Origin of the sequence: Pantoea sp. SJZ147 (genome assembly GCF_007828605.1) — a bacterium.
In the GTDB taxonomy this organism is placed as follows: Bacteria; Pseudomonadota; Gammaproteobacteria; order Enterobacterales; family Enterobacteriaceae; genus Pantoea; species Pantoea allii.
Genome location: NZ_VIVB01000004.1, coordinates 288,778 through 303,983, shown reverse-complemented (window position 1 = coordinate 303,983; position 15,206 = coordinate 288,778). Strand labels below are relative to the sequence as shown.

The window sequence follows — 15,206 nt, the reverse complement described above, 5'->3', positions numbered from 1 at the left end:
GTCTGCACGGTCACGCCCTTCCCGGCTGTGCCGCCGGTTAAGCGCGTGACTCAGTGTTGTTTAATAAAATAATATTTCAGATCTGTCATGTCCTGCGGATCGTGGCCGGTAAACCCGCCAATCCAGGGTTTGACCAGTCGCACACTGACGCGATAGTAAACTGGCACAATTGCTGAGTCTTTGTCGAGTTGTGTTTCAGCCTGCTGATACAATAATGCGCGATCGGCTTCATTCTCAGTTGTTAATGTTGCGGCTAACAGGCGATCGTATTCCGCGCTGCGGTAAAACGCCGTATTGGTCGACGACTGACTCTGGAACATATTGAGGAAAGTAGAGGGCTCATTGTAATCCGCACACCACGTGGCGCGAACCACGTCATATTGTGCCTGATGACGTGTTTCCAGCAGGGTTTTCCATTCCTGATTTTGTAACGTCACCTGCGCGCCCAGGTTGCGTTGCCACATGGACGCGGCGGCGATAGCCTGGGTTTTGTTTTGATCCGAGGTGTTATAAAGCAGCGTAAACCGCAGCGGGTTTTTATCGTTATAACCGGCCTCGGCCAGCAATTTTTTCGCCGCGTCATTTCGTTGCGGCTGTGACCAGGCCATCCACGCAGGCGCAGCTAATTTTGCGCCTGCGGTATAAGGCGGTGTAAAGCTGTAGGCAGGAATTTGCCCCTGTCCCATAATTTTATTGGCGATGATGTCGCGATCCAGCGTCATTTTGATGGCCGCGCGAACGCGCGCATCGGTAAACGGCGGTTTTTTATTATTAATTTCGTAATAAAAGGTGCAGAGCAGCGGACTGACTTTCACTTCATCGCCGATGTCTTTACGCAATTTAGCGAACATGTCAGGCGGAACCGCGCTGTTGGTCATATCAATGCCACCGCTACGATAACGATTGATATCGCTGTTTTCCGAGCTGATCGGTAAAAACGTTCCTTGCTCAATGACGGTCTGGCGGTTGTTCCAGTAGCGCGGATTACGCTTCAGGACGATTTTTTCATTCACTACCCAGTCGCTCAGCGTATAGGCACCGTTGCCGATGTAGTGGCCGGGTTGTGTCCATGCTTCGCCCCACTTTTCAATCGCAGGTGCATAGACGGGCTTCATCGCGGTGTGCGCCAGCATTGCCACTAAATAGGGCACCGGCTCGGTTAAGGTAACCTGCAGATGGCGGTCATCAAGGGCTTTTACTCCCAGTTGGTCTGGGGCGGCTTTACCGGCAAGAATCGCCTCAACATTGGCAATGTGCGCAGCCTGCAAATAACTGGCATAAGGGGAAGCCGTTTTAGGATCGGCAAGACGACGCCAGCTATAAACGAAATCCTTTGCCGTCACCGGCTCACCGTTGCTCCATTTAGCATTGTCGCGCAGCGTAAATGTCCAGACTTTGCCCTGCTGATTTTGCCAGCTTTCGGCAACGCCCGGCACGACCTTGCCATCATTATCCGTGTTAACCAGCCCGTCCAGCAGGTTGAGGATGATGTTCGACTCCGGCACACCTTCTGTCTTATGCGGGTCAAGTGAGGCCACTTCTGATCCGTTATTAATGACGATTTGTTGGTTTGCGGACAACGCGACATCTGATGGCACAGTCGCGGCACTGGTGGGTAAAACTGTCATAGTTAATGCTAAACAAGCCAGATAGTGCTGCGTGTTCATTTACCAACCCTTGTTAAGTGCCAACTTTTATTCTGCCATCCCGTCATCAATAAGGAATAAATCTTATTGTTTGGACATTCGGGAAAACTTTATCGATGCGCCGAAAATTAGCAGATGCCGTTGAGGGGCGCCAAAACTAAATAGCTAAAATGTTACCTGATTCTCTTTTATCATGAGATTTTTCCCAGAGGAAGTGTTAATTTTCGCCATAAAAATAGCTTAACAGACTGATTAATAAACAGACTCATCGATTTGATGGTAATTTAACCAAAAAATAACAATCCAGCCGTTTGACTGTGTTGTTGTAGGGTTATTTCACCTCGCCCCATCATTTAAAAACGCTTTTTGGGACGTATACCAGCATTAATCATGCCAACTTAGGCAGTTAAAGCAGAATGTAATGTGAAAATAGTGACAGGGTGGGAATGCGGGCAAGGAGTGGGTGCAGGAAGCTATTAGTGGAAGTGATAACTGCTGAGGGATATGAAGACAGATAAATAATTGCATTAAAATGGTGCAAAACAGCCGGGATTTGCACCAAATTAGCGCGCTTCTTATTATTTATTTTTAAATAAGTGCCTTTTATCCGACCAGACCGGGAAAAATCGCTTTAATCCCGGTAACGACAAATTCAATCCCCAGGGCCATTAACAATAACCCCATGATACGGGTGATGACGTTAATACCGGTCTGCCCTAACAACCTGACCATCAAGGGAGCAGCGCGGAACAGTAACCAACAGCTGAAGGCGAAAATGGCAATTGCCACGGTAAAACCCAGCAGGTTAAGCCAGTTATGGTAACGGGTACTCCAGACGATGGTCGAACTGATCGCGCCAGGGCCAGCCATTAACGGCAGCGCCAGCGGAACCACGCCGACACTTTCCCGAATGGCCGTCTCCGATTTTTCCTGCTTGTTTTGTTTATCCTCGCCTAACTTTCCGCTGATCATCGACATGGCGATCGTCACAACCAGAATACCGCCTGCAATGCGGAACGAATCGATAGAGATACCAAAAACATGCAGGATCGCATCGCCTAAAAACAGTGAGGTCCAAAGAATAATCGCCACGGCGAGATTTGCCGTCAGATTGGTTTTATTGCGTTCAGCCACGCCCTGATAACGGGTCATGCTGATAAATACCGGAATGATGCCAATGGGGTTAACCAGTGCAAACAGGCCTACGAAAAACTTGATATAGCCAGACAGATCTAATAGCGCAGGATTCACGGTTGACTCCACATCCCAGATGAAAAAACGCGCCTAATGTAAGGGAAAAATGCCCTGGGCGCCAGATGACCTGTTAGTTATTTATTCTGTTAATTTACTTACACTTTAGCGCGTTCTACCAGCCATTAAATATCCTGCGGTAGATGTTACTTTTATTACGGTCTTTTTACTTCGTCGTATGGCTGTGATCCCAGGCTGGCTGAAAGGTGTCAGCCGCGATCTAAATTGATCTGAATCATCATTGGTCTCCCCCAAACCAGGTACTCTTTGCCTGTCAGCAACGCGTGTCTCACGTTTAAACCGCAAGAAAGCGCTTTTAGTAAACAATTGAAAACTTGCTGCTTTACTCCCGAAATGGTTGGCGTTTGCATCATAACTATACTCAGGGACTCAGGCTTGTTTACTAAAAAAGTTTAACTTCCTCAGGAGAGCACAATGGCCGTTACTAATGTCGCTGAACTCAATGCACTGGTTGAACGTGTAAAAAAAGCCCAGCAAGAATTCGCCAACTTTTCTCAACAACAGGTCGATGCCATCTTCCGCGCCGCTGCGCTGGCCGCCGCCGATGCCCGCATTCCCCTCGCTAAAATGGCGGTCGCAGAATCCGGTATGGGTATTGTTGAAGATAAAGTTATCAAAAACCACTTTGCTTCTGAATATATCTATAACGCTTACAAAGATGAAAAAACCTGCGGCGTGCTGCAAACCGATGACACTTTTGGCACCATCACGATTGCTGAACCCATCGGCCTGATTTGCGGCATTGTTCCCACAACCAACCCCACGTCGACCGCTATCTTCAAAGCCCTTATCAGCCTTAAAACCCGCAACGGTATTATCTTCTCACCTCACCCTCGCGCCAAAGACGCAACCAATAAAGCGGCGGATATTGTACTGCAGGCTGCCATCGCTGCTGGCGCGCCTAAAGACATTATCGGCTGGATCGACGCGCCTTCTGTTGAACTGTCCAATCAGCTGATGCATCACCCCGATATCAACCTGATTCTTGCTACAGGTGGACCCGGCATGGTTAAAGCCGCGTACAGTTCAGGAAAACCGGCTATTGGCGTAGGGGCGGGTAACACGCCGGTGGTGATTGATGAAACCGCCGATATTAAGCGCGCCGTCGCGTCCATTCTGATGTCGAAAACGTTCGACAACGGCGTGATCTGCGCCTCTGAGCAGTCTGTCATCGTGGTGGACTCCGTTTATGACGCCGTGCGTGAGCGCTTCTCCAGCCATGGCGGCTATCTGCTCAAGGGACAGGATCTCAGTGCCGTACAAAATATTATTCTGAAAAACGGCGGGCTTAACGCCGCCATTGTCGGTCAGCCCGCGGTGAAAATTGCAGAGATGGCTGGCCTCAGCGTTCCGGCAGAAACAAAAATCCTGATTGGTGAAGTTGAACGGGTCGATGAATCAGAACCTTTTGCCCATGAAAAGCTGTCGCCGACACTTGCGATGTACCGTGCTAAAGATTATGAAGATGCCGTCAGCAAAGCGGAGAAACTGGTGGCGATGGGTGGCATTGGTCACACCTCCTGTCTTTATACCGATCAGGACAATCAGACAGAACGCGTGCACTACTTTGGCGACAAAATGAAAACGGCCCGCATTCTTATCAATACTCCGGCCTCTCAGGGCGGCATTGGTGATTTGTACAACTTTAAACTCGCCCCCTCTCTGACATTGGGCTGTGGTTCCTGGGGTGGTAACTCCATTTCTGAAAACGTTGGACCTAAACATCTAATCAATAAGAAAACCGTAGCCAAGCGAGCTGAAAATATGTTGTGGCATAAACTTCCAAAGTCCATTTACTTCCGTCGTGGCTCTTTACCCATTGCCCTGGAAGAGATCGCTACCGACGGGGCAAAACGCGCGTTTGTGGTGACAGACCGCTTCCTGTTCAATAATGGCTACGCCGATCAGGTTACCCGCGTCTTAAAATCCCACGGTATCGAAACCGAAGTGTTCTTTGAGGTTGAAGCGGACCCTACATTAAGCATCGTGCGCAAAGGCGCAGAACAAATGAACAGCTTTAAACCCGACGTCATTCTGGCGCTGGGCGGTGGTTCCCCGATGGATGCGGCCAAAATTATGTGGGTCATGTATGAACATCCGGAAACCCATTTCGAAGAGCTGGCGCTGCGCTTTATGGATATCCGCAAACGTATCTATAAATTCCCGAAAATGGGCGTGAAAGCACGGATGGTGGCGATTACCACCACCTCCGGTACCGGTTCTGAAGTGACGCCTTTTGCGGTAGTAACGGATGACGCCACCGGGCAGAAATATCCGCTGGCGGATTACGCTCTGACGCCGGATATGGCCATCGTGGATGCGAACCTGGTCATGGATATGCCACGTTCACTCTGTGCCTTTGGTGGTCTGGATGCGGTAACCCATGCGCTTGAAGCCTATGTGTCCGTCCTGGCAAATGAATATTCCGATGGTCAGGCGCTGCAGGCACTTAAGCTACTCAAAGAGCATTTACCCGCCAGCTATGCAGAGGGGGCCAAAAATCCGGTAGCCCGTGAACGTGTACACAATGCCGCTACCATTGCCGGTATAGCTTTTGCCAATGCCTTCCTGGGGGTTTGCCACTCAATGGCGCATAAGCTGGGCTCGGAGTTCCATATTCCTCATGGACTGGCTAACTCGCTGCTGATTTCCAATGTCATCCGCTATAACGCCAATGACAATCCGACTAAGCAAACCGCATTCAGCCAGTACGATCGTCCGCAGGCACGTCGTCGTTATGCTGAAGTCGCGGATCACCTGGGTCTGACGGCTCCGGGCGATCGTACCGCGCAGAAAATCGAAAAACTGCTGACGTGGCTGGACGAAATCAAAACCGAACTGGGTATCCCGGCCTCAATTCGTGAAGCCGGCGTTCAGGAGGCCGATTTCCTGGCGAAAGTGGACAAACTGGCCGAAGATGCCTTTGATGACCAGTGCACTGGCGCTAACCCACGCTATCCGTTAATTGCCGAACTGAAACAGCTGATGCTTGACAGCTATTATGGCCGCAAATTTGTGGAGCCTTATTCAAGTGCCGCTGAAGCGGCAATGGATCAGCCGGTCGGTAACAGTAACGCGGCGAAGAAAGCTAAAAAAGCCTAATCAGGTTAATGCCCGGTAATACGGGCTGTAAAACCCCTTGTCTGGCACGCGCCTCAAGGGGTTTTTTATTGCAATTATTGTACTGTTATGCAGAACGTCGTCGCTCTCCTGGCTAGCGCGATGATCGCGATGACGAATGATAACGGTGTCCTGAACCGGACTTATCGCTTATTTGGGGCTATGCAACGCGACAGGCTTGAGGCCTTAACAGAGAAAGGTCTGGCAAACCGCAGCGAATCCATTGAGTGACGTCATCAGTCGACGGGCGTTTGCGCGCCATGAATGGCCTGCAAACATCCCTGCTCTATCGCCTTCTTATAATGCTTACGGCATACCGAGATATAACGTTCATTTCCACCAATCACCACCTGTTCCCCTTCTCTGAAAGGTTTACCATCGCTGTCGAGGCGCAGCACCATGCCCGCTTTACGTCCGCAGTGACAAACCGTCTTCAGTTCAACCAGCTTATCTGCCCAGGCCAGCAGATACTGACTGCCGATAAAGAGCTCGCCAAGAAAGTCGGTCCGCAGCCCGTAGCACAGTACCGGAATATCCAGGTCATCCACCACGTCAGACAGCGCCTTAACCTGTTCACGCGTCAGAAACTGGCTTTCATCCACCAGAACACAATGCACAGGCTGGCGTGCATGCTCTTGTGCAATCTCTACATCCAGTTGGCTGTCAGCATTATACAGTACCGCTGGTGAGGATAATCCAATACGCGAACTGACCTTACCTGCGCCAAAGCGATTATCGATTTCCGCGGTATAGACCAGCGTTCGCATACCGCGTTCCTGGTAATTGTAAGATGACTGCAAAAGAGCGGTTGATTTACCTGCATTCATTGCTGAATAGTAGAAATAGAGTTGAGCCATGTGCGCCGTTTCTCAGATATGATGAAACTAAATAATGGCGATTTTACCATATCTGCTCCGTGATGCCGTGGTGATTTTCAGCATCTTCTGTTCAGATTAGCACCACTAATTGATAATATCGGGTTAATATGGCACGGCGATTTGTCTTGTTTAAGAGATAAATATTAAAGCACTTTCATGGTGAACCATTAATTTACCCTTTATGCGCAAGCGCATTTTCCGCTAAGCGCTTAATGTTCTCGTTGATTCACGGGTACAGCTGCCACAGTTATCAGGCCGAATTAATAATTCATTAAATTGCTTCTTTCCTCTTTTTAAGCTAAAAATTAATTTAATGTTGAAGTTATTTTTCTCCACCACTACTATTAGCGGGCAGAACAACTCTCCTATTAATTATTCAGAGATCAGGACAATGAGCGAAGCACTTAAAAATCTTAATAATATCCGCACGCTGCGTGCCCAGGCCAGAGAGTGTTCTTTGGAAACACTGGAAGAAATGCTGGAAAAACTTGAAGTCGTGGTAAATGAGCGTCGCGATGAAGAGTCACATTCCAAAGCAGAAAACGAAGAACGTGCGCGTAAACTTGAGCAATATCGTGAAATGCTGTTAGCCGATGGCATCGATCCCAATGAATTATTCGGCGCGCTGTCAGAATCAAAAAGTTCAGGCAAAGCCAAACGTGCTGCTCGCCCTGCAAAATATCAGTTTGTTGACGAAAATGGCGATGCTAAAACCTGGACAGGCCAGGGCCGTACGCCAGCAGCAATCAAAAAAGCCATGGAAGAACAAGGTAAGCAGTTAGACGACTTCCTGCTGTAATGAATGGCGTGTTTCGCTCTTTGTTGGCTTCACTTTAGCTATTTGATTACCAACACCAAAAAAAAGGAAGCGACTGCTTCCTTTTTTATTTTTCACACCGAGTAAAAATTACGGTACCAGTCAACAAAGCGTCTGACGCCTTCATCGACACCGGTTTGTGGTTTAAATCCAATGGCATTATATAACGCTGTCGTGTCGGCGCTGGTTGCCAGGACATCTCCGGGTTGCATTGGCATCAGGTTTTTATTAGCCGATATGCCAAGCGCTTTTTCAATCGCCTCAATATAGTGAATCAGACTCACAGGCTGGCTGTTGCCCAGGTTATAAACACTATAGGGGGCTGAGCTTGACGCGGCAGAACCCGTTTCAACGGTCCAGTTAACATCGGCTTGCGGAACCACATCCTGCAAACGAACGATCGCCTCGACTACATCATCAATATAGGTAAAGTCGCGCTTCATTTGCCCTTGGTTATACACATCTATCGCTTCACCGGCGAGCATTGCCCGAGTAAATTTAAACAATGCCATGTCCGGACGTCCCCACGGACCATATACCGTGAAAAAACGTAATCCGGTTGTGGGTAATTGATAAAGATGTGAGTAAGTATGCGACATCAGCTCATTGGCTTTTTTGGTCGCTGCATACAATGAAACCGGATGATCGACACTGTCCTCTGTTGAGAATGGCATCTTGTTATTTAAGCCATAAACCGAACTGGATGACGCATAGAGCAGATGTTCGATTTTATGATGGCGGCACCCTTCGAGTATATTCAGGTGCCCAATAACGTTGGCATCGGCATAAGCATGGGGATTTTCAATGGAATAACGTACCCCTGCCTGAGCGGCCAAATGAATAACGCGTTGAAAGTTGTGCTGTGCAAAAAGTGCGGCAATAGCCTGGCGATCGGCCAAATCGACTTTGATGAAGGTAAAAGATGGATTATCGCCGATGACATCAAGGCGAGCTTGTTTAAGGTTTACATCGTAGTAGTCATTCAGGTTGTCAATACCGACAACCTGGTGACCGGCGGCCAGCAGGCGTTGACTTACATGAAAGCCAATAAAGCCTGCTGCGCCGGTAACCAGAAAATTCATAAATCCCTCGTTAATCACACAGCCTGGATAGATGCTCCGCGGCCGATTGCATAATAAACGAAGCCGCGTTTGCTGATACGCTCTGGATCATACAGGTTACGCCCATCAAAAATCACGGGTTCTTTCAGTGCATTCTTAATAACGTCAAAGTCAGGTGCACGGAAGTTCTGCCATTCCGTACAAATCACCAGGCCGTCTGCACCGTGCAATGCCGCCTCTTTGGTACCCATCAGCTTCAAATCATCGCGATGACCATAGATGCGTTGCGCTTCATCCATGGCTTCGGGATCGAAGGCCTGAACGGATGCGCCAGCTTCCCATAAGGTTTCCATTAACACGCGGCTTGATGCTTCACGCATATCATCGGTGTTAGGTTTAAATGACAAACCCCACAGGGCAAACGTTTTACCCTTAAGATCGTCACCAAAGTGGCGTTTGATAAAGGTCGGCAGCTTGGTCTTCTGACTGTCATTGACGTCTTCCACCGCCTTCAACAGGCGTGGCGTATAGCCAATGGATTCAGCCGTACGAATAAGCGCCTGAACGTCTTTCGGGAAGCAGGAACCGCCATAGCCGCAGCCTGGATAGATAAAGTGATAGCCGATGCGTGAGTCAGACCCAATCCCCTGGCGCACTTTTTCGATATCCGCGCCTAAACGTTCTGCGAGATTGGAAATTTCGTTCATAAAGCTGATTTTGGTCGCCAGCATGCAGTTAGCCGCGTACTTAGTCAGTTCTGCACTGCGAATATCCATCAGGATCATGCGATCGTGGTTACGGTTGAATGGCTCGTACAGCTCACGCAACAGCTCCACAACATCGTCATTGTCCGTCCCTACGACGATACGCTCTGGGCGCATGCAGTCATTAACTGCCGCACCTTCTTTCAGAAACTCTGGGTTGGACACCACATCAAAGCTGATGTTGGCATCACGCGCCTTCAGGGTTTCTGTCATGACGGCACGGACGCGGTCAGCGGTTCCCACTGGCACCGTTGACTTATCAATGACGACTTTGTGATCGGTCATATGCTGAGCAATGGTACGCGCCACCGCAGTAACATATTTCAGGTCGGCCGAGCCATCTTCGTCAGGCGGTGTACCCACGGCGATAAACTGCATCACGCCATGATTCACGCCCAGTGCAGCATCAGTGCTGAACTTCAGACGACCCGATTCGTAATTCGACATTACCAGCGGCGTCAGACCCGGTTCAAAAATGGGGATCTTGCCTTGTTTAAGGTTTTCGACCTTCTTTTCATCCACATCAATGCAGAGAACGTCATGTCCGACTTCGGCCAACACCGCAGCCTGAACCAGACCGACATAGCCGATACCAAATACAGTGACTTTCATTGAGCTATCCTGTGTTTAAAATTACTTTTTATCGCTAACGGTTTTGTTGAGCCATTCTGTGAACTCTTTGCCCAACACCGGATGGCGAACACCATATTCAACGAAAGCCTGCATGTAGCCCAGTTTGTTACCACAGTCATGACTTACCCCTTTCAGGTGATAAGCTTCGACGGTTTCTTTATCCATCAGCATGGCGATAGAGTCGGTGAGCTGAACTTCGCCACCCGCACCTGGAGGCGTTTTCGCCAGCAGAGGCCAGATGTCAGCAGACAGAACGTAACGACCAACAACCGCGAGGTTAGATGGGGCCTCAGACGCTTTAGGTTTCTCAACCACGCCCACCATCGGTGCGCTGTCGCCAGGATTCAGTTCTGCACCCTGACAGTCCACAACACCGTAAGCCGTCACATCGCTGACTGGCTCAACCATGATCTGGCTGCGGCCGGATTCTTCATAACGGCTGAGCATTTCTGCCAGGTTATCTTTGGTTGGGTTAGATTCGTATTCGTCGATGATGACATCCGGCAGAATAACGGCAACAGGCTCATCACCGATCAATGGATGCGCGCACATAACGGCGTGGCCCAGACCTTTAGCGATACCCTGACGTACCTGCATGATGGTCACGTGCGGAGGACAGATAGACTGAATTTCGTCCAGCAGCTGACGCTTAACACGTTTTTCCAGCATGGATTCCAGTTCGAAACTGGTGTCGAAGTGGTTCTCAATGGCGTTTTTAGATGAGTGAGTAACCAGTACGATCTCATTAATACCCGCAGCAATACACTCGTTAACGACATACTGAATTAACGGCTTATCAACCAGCGGTAACATTTCTTTTGGAATCGCTTTGGTAGCAGGAAGCATACGCGTACCCAAACCAGCTACCGGAATTACCGCTTTCTTAACTTTGGTCTTATAGGCAGACATCAAAATACCTCTCTTATAGGCCGTTCAAGTTTTAATGCTTGATATGTCGGTTTAAATTCGGAAATGAGTATATCAGTTACTCGCGAACGGATTTATCCTGGAAGACATCTATCCGGAGAATTTAAGACTATTACCCAAGTGTAAAGCTAACTTCTGGCCCTGTCTTGCGGGCGATAATAAAACATTCATCAGGGTTTACTGATCAGACGATAACATGAGTCGTATGCGGCCTCCGGCCCCCCAAATATGGCATTGCCAGTCATCCGCACGCTGACTAATTTGGTTAGTATGTGTACTGCCCATAGTGCCAAGAGGTACACCGTTACTGAGTTGTATTTGATGGGCCTGAACATGCAAAGTGGCATTTAATCCCGCAGAAACCAGCACCAAATTTTTTAATCCGCGATGGTAATATCCCACCAGCAACGGAAACTGGCCGGTTAAGTTAGCCTGGCGCAGCAGTAAATTAACCTGTCTGAGCAAACTGCTCAGCTCCGGCAAACGCTGCTTTTGTCCTGATAACTGCTCTTGCAGTAATCCATTAAATAATGCGCGCAGGAGCAAAGCGGCCAAAACGCCGTTGTCGCCGGCGCGGGTGACATCAAGACAATAAAAGGCGAGGTCTTTATCAGAAAGCGCGGCAATATCCAGCACCAGACCGGGCTGCTCGGCCATTGTCAGTTGGCGATAATTAATTCGGCAGTTAGCAATACGTTGCTGGACAGGTGGCTGAAGCTCTTTAAGGAGTTTTGCTGCCGCTGACGGATCGCGAACCAGCGCATCCCAGTCCTGAAACAGCTGTTCGTCTTCCTCAACCTTTGACGTAAACATGGAAGGGTAAAGGCATTCGTAGACCGCCTCGCGGAAGCGCTCGAAGTTTTTTAACGGCTTGAGCAGCACATCCTGCACGCCAAGACGCAGCACCTGCGCGATATCGGACATATTTTCCGTGGCCGAAATGATCAGAATCGGCACGCTGTTCCCACGGCTACGGACATGCTCGACGAATTCGATGCCGCTCATGACGGGCATCTCCAGATCACAAATGACCAGCTCCACAGAATGCTGCTTAAGTTGCTCAATAGCCTGCAGGCCATCTTCTGCTTCAACCGTGACAGCACCCATGGACGACAGAAATTGGTTTAATAGCGAACGGAAAACGGCCTCATCTTCGACAATGAGTATCTTTTTGCCGATCAGTGGTTTTTCCATTCCATCCCCCTGCGTACCCGATAATTCAATAGTGGTTCATAAAACGCAGTTGCGCCTTTCAGAATAGACCGAAGTAACATCTGTGCGTGAACAACCAGATTATCTTCTACGGACCAGCGGTAATAATTCATCCATTTGTTTCTCAACGGCAACCTTCCCCGCCGCAATAGCTTCTTCAGCACGATGAAAGTCCAACGTGGATATTTGTGGACAAAACGGCTGGATGAGCACGTCGGGCGGATCGCCTGCCATCCGGTTTCGCTTCAGGCGATTTTCCAAAACCTGGATTGAAGTGGCCATGATCTCCATTGCACCCGGCATTTGTGATGCCCGTCGCTGGGTAAAACTGACCAGTCTCTGGCGCAACTTTCCGCGCCAGTCGAGATTGAGCGCAACCGCTGCGGCATGTTCCTCAGTACTTTGGGGCGTCAGCACCATTGAGTTGGGTTGCATGAGGTGCGCATCGTGCTGAAGATCCACGGCAATAACCACATCGGCTCCCAGTGCCCGAGTCAGTGAAACCGGTACCGGATTCACCACGGCACCATCTACCAGCCAATAACCATTGTAGCCGACCGGTGGCAATAAGCCTGGCATACTACAGGAAGCGCGCACGGCCTGATGCAATTCTCCCTCGGTGAGCCATAATTCACGTCCCGTGCTTAAGTTGGTCGCCACCACGCCAAAAGGCTTGTCACATGCCTCAAGCGCATTGTTGGTGATAAGCTGACGGACATGATTAAACACCCGCTCACCGCGCAGAAGTCCACCGCGCTGCCAGGAAAGATCCATTAAGCGGATGACATCCCAGTAGCTGAAGGCGCTGACCCATTTTTTCATGTGCGGCAGCCGATGATTGACATAAGCCGCGCCGACGAGGGCACCAATGGAACAGCCTGCGACGACATCGATTTCAATGCCTGCGCTTTCCAGCGCGTCGATGACGCCAATATGCGCCCATCCTTTGGCGGCACCGGAACCCAGAGCCAATCCAATCTTTTGTTTTCTCATCTTGCTCGGGTCCTGGCGTCAATACATAGCGTCACAAGCGTGGGTCGGATAAAGTAAACGATATCATCAACACCCACTGTTACTCACAGGAGAATATGTGTCCGAATCTTGCCCATGTTGTAGCGGCAAGCAGTATAGCCTATGTTGTCAGCCCTTTGTTAAAGGAACAGAAATTCCCTTATCAGCTGAACAACTTATGCGCTCTCGCTACTGCGCTTACGTTAAACACGACGTCGACTATTTAGTGTCGACCTGGCATCCCACCAGGTGCGATCCCGCGCTTGCCGGGCTGTTGTCTGAAAGTTTTGCTGGTACTGAATGGCTGAGCCTGAACGTCACGCACTGTGAGCCGGGACGTAATCAGGATGAAGCCTTTGTGACTTTTTTCGCCCGTTATCGTGAAAACGGGGTTAATCGGGCGATGTACGAGCGTTCACGCTTTCTTCGCGAGGATCAACGCTGGTACTATGTAGACGGAATAACGCCCGCCATTGGGCGTAACGATCGCTGTCCTTGTGGCGCCGATAAAAAATACAAGAAATGTTGCGGCTAAGGCAGTTGCCTGCGTAACGGTTTTACCCTTAATGCTTTGACAGGACTCTGATTGAGATGCAAGCGCAAACCATGCAAAGAAAAGTTTTACGAACCATTTGTCCCGATGCAAAAGGTCTGATCGCCAAAATCACCAATATTTGTTACAAGCACGAACTGAATATCGTGCAAAACAATGAGTTTGTTGACCATCGCACCGGCCGTTTTTTTATGCGCACAGAGCTGGAAGGGATTTTTAACGATACGACCCTGCTGGCCGATCTCGACAGTGCCCTTCCACAAGGTTCCGTACGTGAACTGCACAGCGCAGGTCGTCGCCGTGTGGTTATTTTGATCACTAAAGAAGCGCACTGCCTTGGCGACCTGCTGATGAAGAGTGCATTTGGCGGTCTGGATATGGAAATTGCCGCCGTCATCGGTAATCACGATACGCTGCGTTCGCTGGTGGAGCGTTTCGATATTCCGTTTGTCCTGGTCAGCCATGAAGGTTTGTCACGTGAAGAGCATGACAACCGTATGGCAGAAGAAATTGACCGTTATCAGCCAGATTATGTGGTGCTTGCCAAGTACATGCGCGTGCTGACGCCGGGTTTTGTGCAGCGCTATCCCAATCAGATCATTAACATTCACCACTCATTCCTGCCGGCTTTTATCGGCGCGCGGCCTTATCACCAGGCTTACGAGCGTGGCGTTAAAATCATTGGGGCGACAGCGCACTATGTGAATGACAATCTTGATGAAGGCCCGATCATCATGCAGGACGTCATCAACGTCGATCACAGCTATACGGCAGAAGAAATGATGCGTGCCGGACGCGACGTCGAAAAAAATGTCCTGAGCCGCGCGTTAGATAAAGTATTAGGTCAGCGCGTGTTTGTTTACGGTAACCGCACGATTATTCTTTAACCGCCACGGCGCTGGATTGGCTGACATTCCAGCGCTACGGGTAAAAAGTGGACAAACGGTTCACCATTTGCCAGTCGGCGCTTTACAGTCCTGGCGCATTTGGTATGATGCGCCCCGCTTCAGAGCACAACAATTCAGTCCCTGGTGGGATTCCCGAGCGGCCAAAGGGAGCAGACTGTAAATCTGCCGTCACAGACTTCGAAGGTTCGAATCCTTCTCCCACCACCATCTGAATCTGCTGCCTGAACACACATATCATCCCCGGTGGGATTCCCGAGCGGCCAAAGGGAGCAGACTGTAAATCTGCCGTCACAGACTTCGAAGGTTCGAATCCTTCTCCCACCACCATCTCGAATATTCTCCTGATCTGCCCAAGATAATCTCAATCACCATTTTCTTCGGGGAGAGGGATGAGAACCTTCGAC

General features: G+C 49.7%; 13 protein-coding genes and 2 tRNA genes. 7 read left to right on the top strand and 8 right to left on the bottom strand.

Translation table 11 applies throughout. The features are described from left to right. Positions 1-50: 50 nt before the first annotated feature. Both FBY13_RS08540 and FBY13_RS08535 read right to left on the bottom strand, forming a co-directional pair. Complete coding sequence (locus FBY13_RS08540) at positions 51-1,667, bottom strand: ABC transporter substrate-binding protein (RefSeq protein ID WP_063879796.1); 1,617 nt, start codon at positions 1,665-1,667, stop codon at positions 51-53. A 582-nt stretch (positions 1,668-2,249) separates the two neighbouring features. Beyond that, positions 2,250-2,897, bottom strand: a complete 648-nt coding sequence (locus tag FBY13_RS08535; protein ID WP_063879797.1) for a YchE family NAAT transporter — start codon at positions 2,895-2,897, stop codon at positions 2,250-2,252. Between the two features lie 435 nt (positions 2,898-3,332). Between FBY13_RS08535 and adhE the strand changes: the two genes are divergently transcribed. Next, positions 3,333-6,020, top strand: a complete 2,688-nt coding sequence (gene adhE, locus FBY13_RS08530; RefSeq protein WP_145393962.1) for a bifunctional acetaldehyde-CoA/alcohol dehydrogenase — start codon at positions 3,333-3,335, stop codon at positions 6,018-6,020. 87 nt (positions 6,021-6,107) lie between these two features. Further along, positions 6,108-6,269 (top strand): hypothetical protein, encoded by a 162-nt coding sequence (locus FBY13_RS23415; RefSeq protein WP_186440801.1) that lies wholly within the window; start codon positions 6,108-6,110, stop codon positions 6,267-6,269. Between the two features lie 5 nt (positions 6,270-6,274). Here the strand turns inward: FBY13_RS23415 and tdk are convergent, their stop codons facing one another. After that, positions 6,275-6,895 (bottom strand): thymidine kinase, encoded by a 621-nt coding sequence (gene tdk / locus FBY13_RS08525; RefSeq protein WP_063879799.1) that lies wholly within the window; start codon positions 6,893-6,895, stop codon positions 6,275-6,277. Positions 6,896-7,307: 412 nt separating this feature from the next. Here tdk and hns point away from each other — a divergent pair, with 412 nt between their 5' ends. After that, on the top strand, positions 7,308-7,715 hold the full coding sequence (gene hns / locus FBY13_RS08520) for a histone-like nucleoid-structuring protein H-NS (protein WP_063879800.1): 408 nt from the start codon (positions 7,308-7,310) through the stop codon (positions 7,713-7,715). Between the two features lie 92 nt (positions 7,716-7,807). Here hns and FBY13_RS08515 read toward each other — a convergent pair whose 3' ends face one another. The 5 genes from FBY13_RS08515 to rssA all read right to left on the bottom strand — a co-directional run bounded on the left by FBY13_RS08515 (position 7,808) and on the right by rssA (position 13,323). Beyond that, positions 7,808-8,815 carry an NAD-dependent epimerase gene (locus FBY13_RS08515; protein WP_063879801.1) on the bottom strand — a complete coding sequence of 336 codons (1,008 nt, stop codon included), beginning with the start codon at positions 8,813-8,815 and terminating at the stop codon, positions 7,808-7,810. Positions 8,816-8,829: 14 nt separating this feature from the next. Further along, positions 8,830-10,170, bottom strand: coding sequence for a UDP-glucose/GDP-mannose dehydrogenase family protein (locus FBY13_RS08510; protein WP_096010514.1), 1,341 nt, complete (start codon positions 10,168-10,170; stop codon positions 8,830-8,832). Between the two features lie 21 nt (positions 10,171-10,191). Continuing rightward, positions 10,192-11,100, bottom strand: a complete 909-nt coding sequence (galU, locus tag FBY13_RS08505) for a UTP--glucose-1-phosphate uridylyltransferase GalU (protein WP_063879803.1) — start codon at positions 11,098-11,100, stop codon at positions 10,192-10,194. A 195-nt stretch (positions 11,101-11,295) separates the two neighbouring features. Beyond that, complete coding sequence (gene rssB / locus FBY13_RS08500; RefSeq protein ID WP_063879804.1) at positions 11,296-12,312, bottom strand: two-component system response regulator RssB; 1,017 nt, start codon at positions 12,310-12,312, stop codon at positions 11,296-11,298. A 99-nt stretch (positions 12,313-12,411) separates the two neighbouring features. After that, positions 12,412-13,323 carry a patatin-like phospholipase RssA gene (gene rssA / locus FBY13_RS08495; protein WP_063879805.1) on the bottom strand — a complete coding sequence of 304 codons (912 nt, stop codon included), beginning with the start codon at positions 13,321-13,323 and terminating at the stop codon, positions 12,412-12,414. 97 nt (positions 13,324-13,420) lie between these two features. Here rssA and FBY13_RS08490 point away from each other — a divergent pair, with 97 nt between their 5' ends. From FBY13_RS08490 to FBY13_RS08475, 4 genes are all read left to right on the top strand, one after another. Continuing rightward, positions 13,421-13,876 carry a YchJ family protein gene (locus FBY13_RS08490; protein WP_096010513.1) on the top strand — a complete coding sequence of 152 codons (456 nt, stop codon included), beginning with the start codon at positions 13,421-13,423 and terminating at the stop codon, positions 13,874-13,876. 56 nt (positions 13,877-13,932) lie between these two features. Then, positions 13,933-14,781: a formyltetrahydrofolate deformylase gene (purU, locus tag FBY13_RS08485; RefSeq protein ID WP_063879807.1), complete on the top strand. Its 849-nt coding sequence runs from the start codon at positions 13,933-13,935 to the stop codon at positions 14,779-14,781. Between the two features lie 143 nt (positions 14,782-14,924). Then, positions 14,925-15,009 (top strand) — tRNA-Tyr (locus tag FBY13_RS08480). A 35-nt stretch (positions 15,010-15,044) separates the two neighbouring features. Further along, positions 15,045-15,129, top strand: a tRNA-Tyr gene (locus FBY13_RS08475). Positions 15,130-15,206: the final 77 nt, after the last annotated feature.